Source organism: Streptomyces thermocarboxydovorans (assembly GCF_039524635.1).
Classification (GTDB): domain Bacteria; phylum Actinomycetota; class Actinomycetes; order Streptomycetales; family Streptomycetaceae; genus Streptomyces; species Streptomyces thermocarboxydovorans.
The window spans coordinates 19,229-31,582 of sequence record NZ_BAAAGU010000013.1; the positions used below are offsets into that span (position 1 = coordinate 19,229).

A 12,354-nucleotide genomic window follows, 5' to 3' on the forward strand; every position below is an offset into this window, starting at 1 on the left:
GGCCACGGACGGGTCCGCACAGTTGTGATCGATCCGCAACCGATTGTGGTCTTGACCGATACCCATCAAGCAGGTGCGTGATTACGCTCGCGCTCATGGCCGACACCACCGACCCCACCAGCAGATCCGCGCAGCCCACGGACCCTGCCCCGCCCGACCGCCCCGTCTATGTCGTCGGCGGCGGACCCGGGGGGCTCGCCGTCGCCCACGCGCTCCGCTCGCGGGGGCTCAGGGCCGTGGTGCTGGAGCGGTCCGAGCAGGTGGGGGCCTCCTGGCGGCGCCACTACGACCGGCTGCGGCTGCACACCACCCGGCGCCAGTCGGCCCTGCCGGGTCTGCCGATGCCACGCCGGTTCGGGCGGTGGGTGGCCCGCGACGACGTGGTCCGGTACCTGGAGAAGTACGCCGAGCACCACCGTCTCGAGATCGTCACCGGGGTGGAGGTCTCCCGCGTGGAGCGCACCCCGGACGGCACCGGCTGGCTGCTGCGCGCCACCGGCGGCCGCGAGCTGACCGGCGCCGCGGTCGTCGTCGCCACCGGCTACAACCACACCCCGCGGGTGCCCGACTGGCCCGGCCGCGACAACTTCACCGGCGAGTTCCTGCACGCCTCCGCCTACCGCAACCCGGCTCCCTTCACCGGCCGGGACGTGCTGGTGGTGGGCGTCGGCAACACGGGCGCCGAGATCGCCGTCGACCTGGTGGAGGGCGGCGCCTCCCGGGTGCGGCTCGCGGTGCGCACCGCCCCGCACATCGTGCGCCGCTCCACGGCGGGCTGGCCCGCCCAGTACTCGGGCATCCTGGTGCGGCATCTGCCGGTGAAGCTGGTCGACCGGATCAGCCGGCTGCAGGCGAAGGTGGCGGTGCCGGACCTCTCCGAGCACGGCCTGCCCCGCCCCGAGACCGGCCTGTACAGCAGGGTCCTGCAGGGCGCCATCCCGGTGCAGGACGTCGGGCTGATCGACGCCGTGCGCAGCGGCCGGGTGGAGGTCGTGGCCGCCGTGGAGGGCTTCGAGGACGACAAGGTCCTCCTCGCCGACGGCACCCGCATCGGCCCGGACGCGGTGATCGCGGCCACGGGGTACGAGCGAGGCCTGGAGCCGCTCGTCGGGCACCTCGGCGTCCTGGACGAGCGGGGCAGACCCGTGAGCCACGGGCCCCGCAGCCCCGAGGGCGCCCCGGGCCTGTACTTCACCGGCTACACCAACCCCATCAGCGGCAACCTCCGTGAGCTGGCCATCGACGCCCAGCGGATCGCCAGGGCGGTGAGCCGGGGCGGCGCACCGGGGGTGTCCCGCCTTCCGGGGTGAGCGCAAGGACCAACAGCCCTCCACGCATCCGCCGGACGACGCTCCTCCGAGCACCACCCTCGCCTCAACTGACCTTGTCCGGGCCGTTCCTGACATTCCGCCCGTTCAGTAATCTGACAGTACGTCAGTTGGTAGCGGCTGTCTCACAGGAGCGGGCGAAGCCATGCTTGGATCGACCCACGGCACCCTCACCACCGACTACCGCCGGACCCGGGCCATCGCCTGCGGCGAGCGGACCGGTCCCGTCGTGCACGGCAGGCCGGCCGAGGCGGGCGACACGGACGTCAGCGGGCGCCCGCTGTGCGCCGAGGTCCCCGATCTGGACCGGCTGTTCCGGCCGGAGTCCGTGGCCGTGACGGCACGGCCGATGCCCCGCCGCGCGCCGGTGACCGGCCGCCGCCGCGGCACCCCGTACCCGCACCTGCTCGCCGCCGACCGGGCCGCCCGCCGCGGTGGGCGCCGGAGGTGAAGCCGATGAGGGTGCCGGACCGCTGCTGCCGCATCACCGCCGAGGCGGCGCGGAACACCGTGAACGTGCCCTTCAGATGCGTCGCGAGGCACGGTTTCTGACGGACCGTTAGATCTGCGTACCCGAGCTCGGCGGGGACCCGCACCGACATGCGGGTGCGCGCCACGGGCGCCACCGCGTTGGCGGTGACCCCGTACCGGTGCAGGCCGGGCGAGTGCCGTATCGACGACCCGCGGCCCGCCCGCCATCGTGGCCATCTACGGCGGCTCCGACCAGATCCAGCGCACCACCGGCTGGAGGGCGGGCACGCGGTCACGCCGGAGGACCTGGAGGCGGCCGAGGAGCTGGCGGGGACGCGGGTGCGGGCCGGTGACATCGTGCTGGTGCGGACCGGGCAGATCCGGCTGTGCCTGGACGGGGACCGGCAGGGCTACGCCCATCCCTCGCCGGGGCTGTCGATCCGCACCCCGGAGTGGTTCCATGCGCGGGACGTCGCGGCGGTGGCCGGCGACACCGTCACCTTCGAGATCTTCCCGCCGGAGATACCCGGACTGTGGCTGCCGGTGCATGCCCTGCACCTGGTGGAGATGGGCATGCCGCAGGGGCAGAACTGGGATCTCGAAAAGTTGTCCACAACCTGTGGAGAAACCGGCCGCTATGCGTTCCTGCTGTCGGCGACGCCGGAACCCTTCACCGGCGGGACGGGCGCCCCCGTCCCGCCCGTCGCCGTCCTCTGCCCCCCCCTGGTGCCTTTCGTTGCGAAAGGCCTTGTGCGGCGCGGCGCTGTCCGCCCCGAGCACGGCAGCGCCGCCCGCTCCCTGATGCCGGCGCTCCCGCCCCCGGTCCCCGTCGGCCCTGAGGGACCCGCGCCGGACAACGACCCACACTCGCCGAGGACTCCCGTCGAAGCCCTCGCCGTCCCCTCGCGGCGAATCGCTGTCGACCAGCGTGATCAGTCGGACACGCCGCGTCAATGACGCGAACCGGATGATCGCCGGGGAGGGGCATATGCCCAGCTCAGACCGCACCGCGCACGGAAGCATGCCCGGCGCACCCCTCATGACGAATCCCGGGCCGCCCGGCTGCCCGTGCCACCGTGCACCGGCCGGCACGCCCGGCCGCACGGGTCACCCCCACGTGCGCCCGCTGTTCAACGGCCCCGTACGGAAGCCGGCTTCCGCAGGGCTCAGACCGCCTCGTACGCCAGCCCGTCGTAGGTCGGTGTCCGGCCGGTGCAGGCCGGGGTGGCGGGTCCCGCTTCGGGGCAGCGGTCGAGTTCGCACCAGATGCGCTTGCCGGTGCCCTCGCAGCTCCAGCCCCAGCGGTCGGCGAGGCCGTCGACGAGGGCGAGTCCGCGTCCGCCGGTCGCCTCGCCGTCCGCCCAGCGCGGGACCGGCGCCTGGGCGCTGCGGTCGGCCACCTCCAGGCGGACGGTGGCGGTTTCGGCCGCGGTGCCCGGCAGGGACAGGCGCAGCACGGCCGGACAGCCGGTGTGCACCACGGCGTTGGTGACGAGTTCCGAGACCAGCAGGATCAGGGTCTCGGCGAGGGACTCGTCGGCCCCTATCCCGGACCCGGCCAGACGTGAGCGGGCCCACCGCCGGGCCCGTCCCACCTCAGCGGGGTCGGGCCGGATCTCCAGCTGCACTTGAAGCACCTGCACCGCTCACACCATCCGAACCGGCGGACACTTGGACTCGCGCCTCACGAGGGCCACGATCGTAGCCATTTTCTGCATGGCCAGAACAACGGCCGGGTCAGGGGTCACGGAACGTGAATCCCTGTTGGGACAGCATGGTTGACGTACAGTCACCCCAACAAGCGCTTCGGGCATATTCCAGCGCGAAGGAGTACCCGTACGGCATACTGTGCGACGCTCGCCGCGAGGAGTCGAACAGGCGGCAACCGTCGGCCGGAACGCACGATCGGCGCTCACATCCACTCGCATCTCACACAAGGTACCGGAGCGGAGGGCCGACTCCGGGCCGTGACGAGACGCCCCGAGGACACAACCCGGTCTCAACTCTCCGTGATCAAGCAATGCCACGATCCGTGACATCCGCCGGGCGCTCCCGGGCAAGCACCGCAGGCGGCGCCCGTTTCAGCCGTTCCGGGCGAGCAGATCAGCGGCCAGCCGTTCCTCACTCTCCGTCACTCCGCCCGCACGACGGGTGCGCACCCAGGCCCGCTTGAGGTGCAGATGCACGTCCGACTCCCAGGTGAAGCCCATGCCGCCGTGCACCTGGAGGCAGTCGCGGGCGCCGCGCACGGCGGCCTCGTCGGCGAGCAGCCGGGCGGCGGCGATGTCGGCGGGGTCGGCGGTGACGGCGGCGGCGTAGACGGCGGCGCGCGCCGTCCCGGCCCGCACATGGATGTCCGCGCACAGATGGGCGACCGCCTGGAAGGCGCCGATGGGCCGTCCGAACTGCTGACGGGTCCGGGCGTGTTGCGCGGCCAGTTCGCACACCCGCGTGGCGGTGCCGAGCTGTTCGGCGGCGGTGAGCAGCACCGCCACGGGATCGGCGGGCCCCGGCCGGGTGACACCGGCCCGGTGCAGGGGGGTGAGGGGGTCCACGGAGTCGAGCGGCACGGCCCCGGCGGGGTCACCGAGGACCACGTCCGCCTCCGCCAGCCACTCCACCAGCGGTCCGTCGACGGCGGTGACGACCCTCTCGCCGGTGGCCGCGCCGGGCACGGAGCCGGCCGCCAGGTGGGTGGCCACCAGCGGTCCGGGCAGCAGGGCGCGGCCCGCCTCCTCGAAGGCCAGCACCGCCTCGGGCAGCCCCAGTCCGACGCCGCCGTCCTGCTCCGGCAGCCGCAGCGCGAAGAACCCGGCCTCGCCCAGCGTCCGCCACAGGTCCCGGTCGAGCCGCCCCGGCCGGTCCACGGCCGCCCGCAGTGCCGCGCGGTCGAACCGCCGCTCCAGCAGGGTCCGTACGCCGTTCTTGAGCGCCTTCTGGTCGTCGGTGAGGCGGAAGCGCACCGGTTCACCGTCCCTTCGGCAGGCCGAGGATCCGCTCGGCGACGATGCTCCGCTGGATCTGCGAGGTGCCGGCCGCGATGGTGTACGACAGGGAGTTCAGCCGCTCCCGGGTCCACGGCTGTGCGGCGTCCAGCGCGTCCGGGCCGAGGACGTCCGCCGCGGTGTCGAACAGCTCCTGGCGGGCGTGCGAGTAGGCCAGCTTGAACACCGAGCCGCCGGCCCCGGGCACCGCGTCCGGCCCCTCGGCCGCGCTCACGTTCCACTGGACCAGCCGCCACAGCGCCCGGAACTCCGCCTCCAGCCCGCCCAGCCGGCGCCGCAGCGCGGGATCGTCCCAGCGGCCGTTCTTCCGTGCCCGGGCGGCCAGTTCGGTCAGCGCCCGGCGGCAGGCCACCACCTCGCCGGCGAATGCGGTGCCGCGCTCGAAGGACAGGGTGACCTGGGTGACGCGCCAGCCGTCGTTCTCGGCGCCGACCCGGCAGGACACCGGTACGCGCACCTCGTCGAGGAACACCTCGGCGAACTCGGCCGACCCGGCGAGGGTCGTCAGGGGCCGCACGGTCACGCCGGGAGTGTCCATGGGCATCGCCAGCCAGGTGATGCCCCGGTGCCGGGGCGCCTCGGGGTCCGTGCGGACCAGCAGTTCGCACCAGTCGGCGACCTCGGCGTGCGAGGTCCAGATCTTGGAGCCGTGCACCACGTAGTGGTCGCCGTCGCCGCCCCAGGCGCGGTGCTCCTCCCAGACGTCGTCGGCGCGCTCCAGGGCGTAGGGGATCCAGCCCATCTGGCCCTCGCTGTAGGCGAGGGTGAGCCGGGGGAAGCGCACCAGGACGCCGCTGAAGAGGAAGTCCGTCATCGAGGCCATCGCGTTGTTGAAGGACAGCGAGGCCTGCACGGCGGGCGGGGCGTCCGGGGAGGCGGCGGGCATCTGGGAGCTGGACCCGATGTGCATGTTGACGACCGTGCCGGTGTCCTGGCAGGCGGCGAAGAACGGGTCCCAGTAGCCGGAGTGGATCGAGGGCAGGCCGAGGTGGGTGGGGATCTCGGAGAAGGTCACCGCCCGCACCCCGCGGGCGGCGTTGCGCTCGATCTCGGCGACCGCCAACCCGACGTCCCACAGCGGTATCAGGCACAGCGGGATGAGCCGGCCGCCGCTGTCCCCGCACCACTCCTCGACCATCCAGTCGTTGTAGGCGCGCACGCAGGCCAGGGCGACCTCCTTGTCGTGCGCCTCGGCGAAGGTCTGCCCGCAGAAGCGGGGGAAGGTGGGGAAGCACAGGGACGCCTCGACATGGTTGAGGTCCATGTCCTTCAGGCGTTCGGCCGGGTCCCAGCAGCCGGGGCGCATCTGGTCGCGGGTGATGCCCTCCAGGGTCATCTCGTCGCGGTCGAAGCCGACGGCGGCGATGTTGCGCTTGTACGGGAACTGCAGGTCCTCGTAGATCCACCAGTCGGTGGGCGGGCCGTCCGGGTCCATGGTGATCCGGTACTTGCCGCCGACGTAGGCGAGTTCCCCGATGCCGGCGGTCAGCGGCCTGGGCCCGCGGTCGCGGTACTTGGCGGGCAGCCACCGCTCGAAGAGGTGGGCGGGCTCGATCACATGGTCGTCGACGCTGATGATGCGGGGCAGTTCCGTGGTCATGGGTCCCCTCCGCCGGACGGTGTGTATCTGATGGATCGTCAGATAGCATCCCACCTGACGGGCCGTCAGCCAAGCAGGGGGCAGCCATGAACGACACCCCGGAGTCCTTGAGTTCCGCGCGCACGCTGTGGGAGCTGCTCGACCGGCGCGCCCGCCTCACCACCGGGCGCACGGGGTCACCGTCGCGGGCGGATCGACCGCGTTCTACTCGATGTTCCTGGCCGAGCAGCGCAAGCGGCCCGGCACCCCGGTGGTGCCGACGCTGCGGCTGCTCGCGGGCGGCGGGGCGCCCAAGCCGCCGGAGCTGTATCACGCGGTGACCCGGGAGATGGGGGTGCGGCTGCTGCACGGCTACGGCATGACCGAGGTCCCGATGATCACCATGGGCTCGCCGGACGATACCGACGAGCAGCTGGCGACGACGGAGGGCAGGCCGCCCGCGGGCATGGAGATACGGGTCGTCGGCGGGGAGATACGGCTGCGCGGCGAGGCGGTGTGCCGGGGCTGTCTGGACCCCGCGCAGACGGCGGAGGCCTTCGACGAGGAGGGCTTCCTGCGCACCGGCGACCTCGGACACCTCACCGGCAGCGGGCATCTCGTCCTGACCGGGCGGCTGAAGGACGTGATCATCCGCAAGGGCGAGAACATCTCGGCCCGGGAGATCGAGGACCTGCTGCACCGGCATCCGGCGGTCGGGGACGTGGCGGTGATCGGGCTGCCCGACGCCGAGCGGGGCGAGCTGGTGTGCGCGGTGGTGGAGCGCGCGCCGGGCATCGAGCCGCCGTCGCTGGAAGGGCTGGTGTCCTTCCTGCGCGCGGAAGGGCTGTCCGTGCACAAGCTGCCGGAGCGGCTGGAGGTGGTGGACGCCCTTCCGCGCGGCCGGACGCTGCGCAAGGTGCTCAAGTACGAGCTGCGCGAGCGTTACGGCGGTACGGCTGCTGCTGCTCGGGGCGGTACGGCTACTCGGGAGCGCGGTACGGCTACTCGGGGACGGTGAAGTAGCGGGCGAAGGCCGGGACGACCTCGTACTCGGAGACCTTGCCGTCGCCCTCGGCGTCCAGGGTGGCGGCGGCCGTGCGGGCGGTCTCCTCGGCGACACCGAGGACCTTCAGGACCCGGGCCGCCTCCTCGACGGTGGCCGCCCCGTCACCGTCGGTGTCGGCGACGGCGAGGGCCGCGCTCAGGAAGGGGCGGGCGATCTCGGCGAACCGGTCCGGGTTGTCACGCAGCCGCTTGACCGCGCCGTTGACGAACTCCTCGCGGGTGATGCGCTGGTCACCGTCGCGGTCCGCGATGCCCGCCATGCCCTGCCAGAACGCCTCGGCCCCGATGTACAGGGCCTGGCCCTTGTCGGACCGGGCGGCGGTGCCGAACTCCGCGAGCAATGCCTTGGCCGCTTGGCTGAAGTCCTCGCGGTCGATATAGCCGTTGCCGTCCTGGTCGAAGGTGGCGAACCGGGCTGCGATCCTGCGCTCGTACTCGCTGGTGACCATGTCTTCTTCAGGCCGCCTTAGGTCGGGGAACGTCTCGCTCGGAGCGTACGTGAGCGGCGGGGGGCCGGGGGCGCCGGCATCAGGGTTGTGCCAGGAACGGGAGCATTCCGCGACATCCGTGCACGGACGGGCACGGAGGCGGTGCGGTTCGTGTCCTGAGGTCGGTTTCCGGTCGGGTCCCGGGAGACTCCTGCGGTCTCGTGAGACTTCTGGGTACCCGAGGTGAACGGTGCCGGGCCGCGCTCCGCAACGGTGCCGGGCCGGGTCAGGCCGACAGCGGGCGGGAGTCGTCCGACACCGCGGACGGCACATCGGGATGTATGTCGAACAGGCGGCGGACCCCGAGCGCGCCGAGCACCTTGTTGACATGGCTGCCGTCGGCCGCGCCCCGGGCGGGCAGGATCAGCCGCAGGCTGCCCTGGCAGGAGCGCAGCAGCCGGCGGGCGGCGATCAGCACGCCGACCCCGCTGGAGTCGCAGAACCACACCTCGGACAGATCGAGGACGAGGCGGTGTCTGCCGTCGGCCACGGCGTCGTGCACCCGCTGGCGCAGCACAGGGGACGTCACCAGGTCCAGCTCGCCCGACACCCGGAGCACGGCCCACTCGCCCTGCTCCATGTCGGTCACTTTGAAACTCACCACCACGCCCCTCACTGTCGAAACCGGAAGCAGTACCTACGCTTCCTTGCTGCGCGGCTGCCCACCGGCCGTTCCCTGAAACCCGGGCGAGGAAACGGTAACCGAATAGAAAAGGCTTGTTTCAGTCGACTTCGAACCGATTCGATCGGTTCCGATCGGCGCTTGCCCGGGTAGGCGCCGCACGGACGACCGCCGGCCTGCGCGACGGAGCCCCTTACCATCCCCGGTCCGCCAGGGGGCGCACATTGCCACAAAGGGGCGTGAACTGTCGCACATGCCGACTACATTCGTTCAGACTGCGGGCACAGGCTGAATCCGGGCGGCGCGGCACCGGAAGGCACGGTGCCGCGGGAGGAACTGGGGGTGAGGAGCCACATGGCGACCAGGGACGTATCACCCGTACCGCCTCGCTGGGACCGCAAGATGCAGCAGCGGCTGGCCCGCGGGGAGGCGGCCGCCCTGGGCGAGCTCTACGACCGGTACGCCTCCCTGGTGCACGGCCTCGCCCACCGCGTCCTCGGCGACGAACGGGCCGCCGACACCCTCACCCGCGACGTCTTCGCCCACGTCTGGGAACACCCCGACACCTACGACCCCAGGCAGGGCCCGCTGCGCAGCTGGGTGGCGGCGCTCACCCGCCGGCTGGCCGTCCAGCGCCTGCGCGCCACCGAGACCGCGGCACTCGCCCGCGGCGGCCCCGGCAGCACCGAGGACCTGGAGCGCAAGGTACGCCGCGCCTCGGTGGCCGCCCGCGCCGACTACATCGTCCAGTCCATGCCGGCCCCGCTGCGCGCCGCACTGGAATCGGCCTACTTCAAGCGCCGCGACTACCGCCAGACCGCCGCCGACCTGGGCGTCACCGAGGACGAGGCGCGCCGCCGCCTCCGGCTCGGCCTCCAGCTGCTGGCCACCGCCCAGGACGCCGCCGCACCCGGCTCCCGGGGAGCCCCGCCCGAGATCGGAGGTGCGGCGTGACGGAGGACCCCTTCGAGGCGTACAGCGACCCCGGCCACTCGGCCCGGGTGCCGCTCCCCCGCGACTCCGTGGAGGACACCGGCGCCCCGCTGCCCGCACCGGCCACCGCGGGCCAGGGCGCCGTGCAGCCCCTGGCCCTCGAGCATCCGGTGCTGAAGTCGCTGCTGGGCGCCTGGGCGCTGGCCGCCTGCGCCCCGGAGGAGGCCGCCGCCGTCGAGGAGCATCTCGGCGAGTGCGGCGCCTGCGCCGACGAGGCGCTGCGGCTGCGGGAGGCGGTCGGCCTGCTGCAGCGCCCCGAGAGCCTCGACCTCGACCCCGCGCTGCGCACCCGCGTCCTGGAGTCCTGCCTGGAACGCCGCCCGCCGCGCATCCCCGTCCCCGACTGGGCCGCCGCCTACGACGCCGAGACCGCGCGCCTGGACGCGCTGCTGCAGGACTTCGGCGACGCGGAGTGGCACGCCCCGGTGCGGCTGCGCTGGTACGAGGCCGACGAGGCGGCCAGCCGCCGGACCACCGTCGCCGGGGTCATCGCCCATCTGATGACGGTGGACGGCCTGGTCGCCGTCGCCCTCGGCCTGGACGACCCGCTCGGCGAGGTCACCGCCGAGCGGCCCACCCCGTCGGCGCGCACCGAGGCGTACTGGCGGGCCGCCCACTTCCCGCCCACCCGCTCCGTACGGGCGCCCTGGCGTGCGCAGACCCACAACCTGGTGCGCACGGTGTCCTTCACCGGCGGCCAGGACGCACGCGGCGGCATGCCCGTGCAGTACGGCGACTTCGAGCTGCCGCTGCACGACGCGATGCTGGACCGCGCCTTCGAGTGCTGGGTGCACGCGGAGGACATCGCCGACGCGGTGGACTACCCGTACGACCCGCCCTCCGGCCGGCATCTGCACCACATGGTCGATCTGGCGGCACGGCTGCTGCCGTCGGTGCTGCAGGCGCGGCGGCGGTCCGGTCTCGCGGCGCCCGCGGAGCGCCGGCTGGTGGCCGCCGGGGAACCCGGGCGCAGCCTGCGGCTGGAGATCGAGGGCTCGGGCGGCGGCGAGTGGCTGATCCCGCTGGACTCCCCCGCGGCGAAGGGCTCCGCCGAGCACGAGGTGGCGCATGTCGCGCTGGACGGGGCGGAGTTCTGCCGCCTGGCCGCCGGCCACGTCCCTCCGCTGGAAGCGGCGGCGGGTCAGGTGGGTGACCGTGAGGCCATCAAGGACGTGTTGCTGGCTGCGGCGAGTTTGAGCCGGATGTAGCCGTTCCCTTCAGGGGCGCGGGGAACTGCGCGACCAGCCACAAACGACCCGCGGCCGCCCGGTCACAACAAGCCCCGAGCTGCTAGGTGTAGGCGCTACGCGAAAACGACCGTCCGCCGACCGTTGAGCAGAATCCTCCGCTCCGCATGCCACTTCACGGCCCGCGCCAGCGCCTGGCACTCCACATCACGCCCCACCGCCACCAACTGCTCCGGCGTGAGCTCGTGCCCGACCCGCTCGACCTCCTGCTCGATGATCGGCCCCTCGTCGAGATCCGCGGTCACATAGTGCGCCGTCGCCCCGATCAGCTTCACACCCCGCGCATGCGCCTGGTGATACGGCTTCGCGCCCTTGAAGCTCGGCAGGAACGAGTGGTGGATGTTGATGATGCGCCCCGACAGCTGCTTGCACAGATCGTCGGAGAGCACCTGCATGTAGCGAGCGAGGACGACCAGCTCGACCCGCTCCTCCCGCACGATCTCCAGCAGCCGCGCCTCCGCCTCCGGCTTGGTCTCCTTCGTCACCGGAATGTGGTGGAACGGGATGTTGTACGAGGCCACCAGCTCCGCGAAGTCCGGGTGATTGGACACCACTCCGGCGATCTCCACCGGCAGCGCACCGATCCGCGCCCGGAACAGCAGGTCGTTCAGGCAGTGCCCGAACTTGCTGACCATGATCAGAATGCGCATCTTCTCGTCGGCACGGTTGATCTGCCAGTCCATCTGGAAGGAGTCACCGATCGCCGCGAAGCTCGCCCGCAGCTTGTCCACCGTCACCGGCGACTCCGCCGAGAAGTGGACCCGCATGAAGAACAGCCCGGTGTCGTGGTCGCCGAACTGCTGGCTGTCCTCGATGTTGCAGCCGGTCATGAACAGGTAGCTCGACACGGCGTGCACGATGCCCTGCTTGTCGGGGCAGGACAGGGTGAGGACGTACTGGTCGGCCTGACCGGTCTGGGCCGCTGCTCGGGTGGGCTGCTCGCTCATGGGAAAAGGTTCCCACACCCGCACAGGCGCCCGGCGAACCGTCCCGTCACGCGGAACGGGTCATGATCCGCAGCACCTCGAGGGTGCGCGGCGGCGCGTCCGGGTCCTCCCCGTCGCTGGTGGCCATCCGCACATGGGCGTCCCGCGCGGCCCGCACCGCCTCGGGCCAGCCGGGGTGCTCCAGGTAGGCGGTGACCGGTGCGTCCGGGCCGACCTGGTGCATGATCCGCAGCACCCGCAGCACGGCGGTGTCGACCAGCGCCGCCTCCTGGGAGTCGCGGAAGATCGTGCCGACGTACTTCTCGGCGGACCAGTTGTCCAGCCAGGTGTCCTCGACCAGCCGGTACACGGCGTCGGTGACGTCACCGTAGCCGTCCACGCCGGCCAGCCAGACGTCCCGATGGAACACCGGGTCGGAGAGCATGTGCAGCGCGGAGCGCACATGGCTGCGCCAGCGCCACCACGGCATGTCGTTGAGTGGCATGCCGCCCATGGTGGAGGAGCGACGGCCGCGACGGGAAGAGTTCTCCGTACCTTGCACGGTCGTCGATCGTACGTTTCGCCCCACAAGCACCTCGCGGGGACCCCGCAATTCACCTTTCGGTAACC

At 72.4% G+C, this 12,354-nt stretch carries 10 protein-coding genes and 4 pseudogenes; 6 read left to right on the forward strand and 8 right to left on the reverse strand.

Features of this window, described 5'->3' with window-relative positions:
• Positions 1-95: 95 nt before the first annotated feature.
• The 3 genes and pseudogenes from ABD198_RS08175 to ABD198_RS08190 all read left to right on the forward strand — a co-directional run.
• Positions 96-1,310: a flavin-containing monooxygenase gene (locus ABD198_RS08175; RefSeq protein WP_343998941.1), complete on the forward strand. Its 1,215-nt coding sequence runs from the start codon at positions 96-98 to the stop codon at positions 1,308-1,310.
• 163 nt (positions 1,311-1,473) lie between these two features.
• Positions 1,474-1,713: pseudogene (locus tag ABD198_RS08180) on the forward strand (acetate--CoA ligase family protein); the annotation flags it as partial.
• A gap of 356 nt (positions 1,714-2,069) precedes the next feature.
• Positions 2,070-2,513 (forward strand): annotated as a pseudogene (locus tag ABD198_RS08190) (cyclase family protein); the annotation flags it as partial.
• A 452-nt stretch (positions 2,514-2,965) separates the two neighbouring features.
• On the opposite strand, the gene ABD198_RS08195 reads toward ABD198_RS08190, so the two are convergent.
• The 4 genes and pseudogenes from ABD198_RS08195 to ABD198_RS08210 form a co-directional block, all read right to left on the reverse strand.
• Positions 2,966-3,427, reverse strand: a complete 462-nt coding sequence (locus ABD198_RS08195; protein ID WP_343999098.1) for an ATP-binding protein — start codon at positions 3,425-3,427, stop codon at positions 2,966-2,968.
• Between the two features lie 453 nt (positions 3,428-3,880).
• Positions 3,881-4,762 (reverse strand): acyl-CoA dehydrogenase family protein, encoded by an 882-nt coding sequence (locus tag ABD198_RS08200; RefSeq protein ID WP_343998943.1) that lies wholly within the window; start codon positions 4,760-4,762, stop codon positions 3,881-3,883.
• Between the two features lie 4 nt (positions 4,763-4,766).
• A complete protein-coding gene (locus ABD198_RS08205) occupies positions 4,767-5,276 on the reverse strand; it encodes an acyl-CoA dehydrogenase family protein (protein ID WP_343999100.1) in 510 nt (169 codons plus the stop codon).
• Positions 5,274-6,404: pseudogene (locus ABD198_RS08210) on the reverse strand (amidohydrolase family protein); the annotation flags it as partial. The pseudogene ABD198_RS08210 and the gene ABD198_RS08205, both read right to left, overlap by 3 nt.
• A 160-nt stretch (positions 6,405-6,564) precedes the next feature.
• On the opposite strand from ABD198_RS08210, the pseudogene ABD198_RS08215 reads away from it, so the two are divergent.
• Positions 6,565-7,406, forward strand: a pseudogene (locus ABD198_RS08215) (class I adenylate-forming enzyme family protein); the annotation flags it as partial.
• Here ABD198_RS08215 and ABD198_RS08220 read toward each other — a convergent pair.
• Positions 7,385-7,897 (reverse strand): EF-hand domain-containing protein, encoded by a 513-nt coding sequence (locus ABD198_RS08220; RefSeq protein WP_343998945.1) that lies wholly within the window; start codon positions 7,895-7,897, stop codon positions 7,385-7,387. The pseudogene ABD198_RS08215 and the gene ABD198_RS08220 sit on opposite strands and share 22 nt — an antisense overlap.
• A gap of 265 nt (positions 7,898-8,162) precedes the next feature.
• Positions 8,163-8,543, reverse strand: a complete 381-nt coding sequence (locus ABD198_RS08225; RefSeq protein ID WP_167996171.1) for an STAS domain-containing protein — start codon at positions 8,541-8,543, stop codon at positions 8,163-8,165.
• 369 nt (positions 8,544-8,912) lie between these two features.
• Here ABD198_RS08225 and ABD198_RS08230 point away from each other — a divergent pair, with 369 nt between their 5' ends.
• Both ABD198_RS08230 and ABD198_RS08235 read left to right on the forward strand, forming a co-directional pair.
• Entirely contained in the window at positions 8,913-9,512 is a 600-nt protein-coding gene (locus ABD198_RS08230) for a sigma-70 family RNA polymerase sigma factor (protein WP_343998948.1), read from the forward strand.
• Positions 9,509-10,759 carry a maleylpyruvate isomerase N-terminal domain-containing protein gene (locus ABD198_RS08235; RefSeq protein ID WP_343998950.1) on the forward strand — a complete coding sequence of 417 codons (1,251 nt, stop codon included), beginning with the start codon at positions 9,509-9,511 and terminating at the stop codon, positions 10,757-10,759. The genes ABD198_RS08230 and ABD198_RS08235 overlap by 4 nt, the downstream gene beginning before the upstream one ends.
• 95 nt (positions 10,760-10,854) lie before the next feature.
• On the opposite strand, the gene purU is transcribed toward ABD198_RS08235, so the two are convergent.
• The gene (purU, locus tag ABD198_RS08240; protein WP_343998952.1) at positions 10,855-11,745 is read right to left on the reverse strand and encodes a formyltetrahydrofolate deformylase; all 891 of its coding nucleotides are present in this window, start codon (positions 11,743-11,745) and stop codon (positions 10,855-10,857) included.
• Positions 11,746-11,791: 46 nt separating this feature from the next.
• Positions 11,792-12,238 carry an SCO4402 family protein gene (locus tag ABD198_RS08245; RefSeq protein WP_343999103.1) on the reverse strand — a complete coding sequence of 149 codons (447 nt, stop codon included), beginning with the start codon at positions 12,236-12,238 and terminating at the stop codon, positions 11,792-11,794.
• Positions 12,239-12,354: the final 116 nt, after the last annotated feature.

Bases quoted from the DNA above. Each gene is read 5' to 3' on its own strand.
- ABD198_RS08175 (WP_343998941.1), top strand. From the start codon at position 96: ATGGCCGACACCACCGACCCCACCAGCAGATCCGCGCAGCCCACGGAC.
- ABD198_RS08220 (WP_343998945.1), bottom strand. From the start codon at position 7,897: ATGGTCACCAGCGAGTACGAGCGCAGGATCGCAGCCCGGTTCGCCACC.
- ABD198_RS08230 (WP_343998948.1), top strand. From the start codon at position 8,913: ATGGCGACCAGGGACGTATCACCCGTACCGCCTCGCTGGGACCGCAAG.
- purU (WP_343998952.1), bottom strand. From the start codon at position 11,745: ATGAGCGAGCAGCCCACCCGAGCAGCGGCCCAGACCGGTCAGGCCGAC.
- ABD198_RS08245 (WP_343999103.1), bottom strand. From the start codon at position 12,238: ATGGGCGGCATGCCACTCAACGACATGCCGTGGTGGCGCTGGCGCAGC.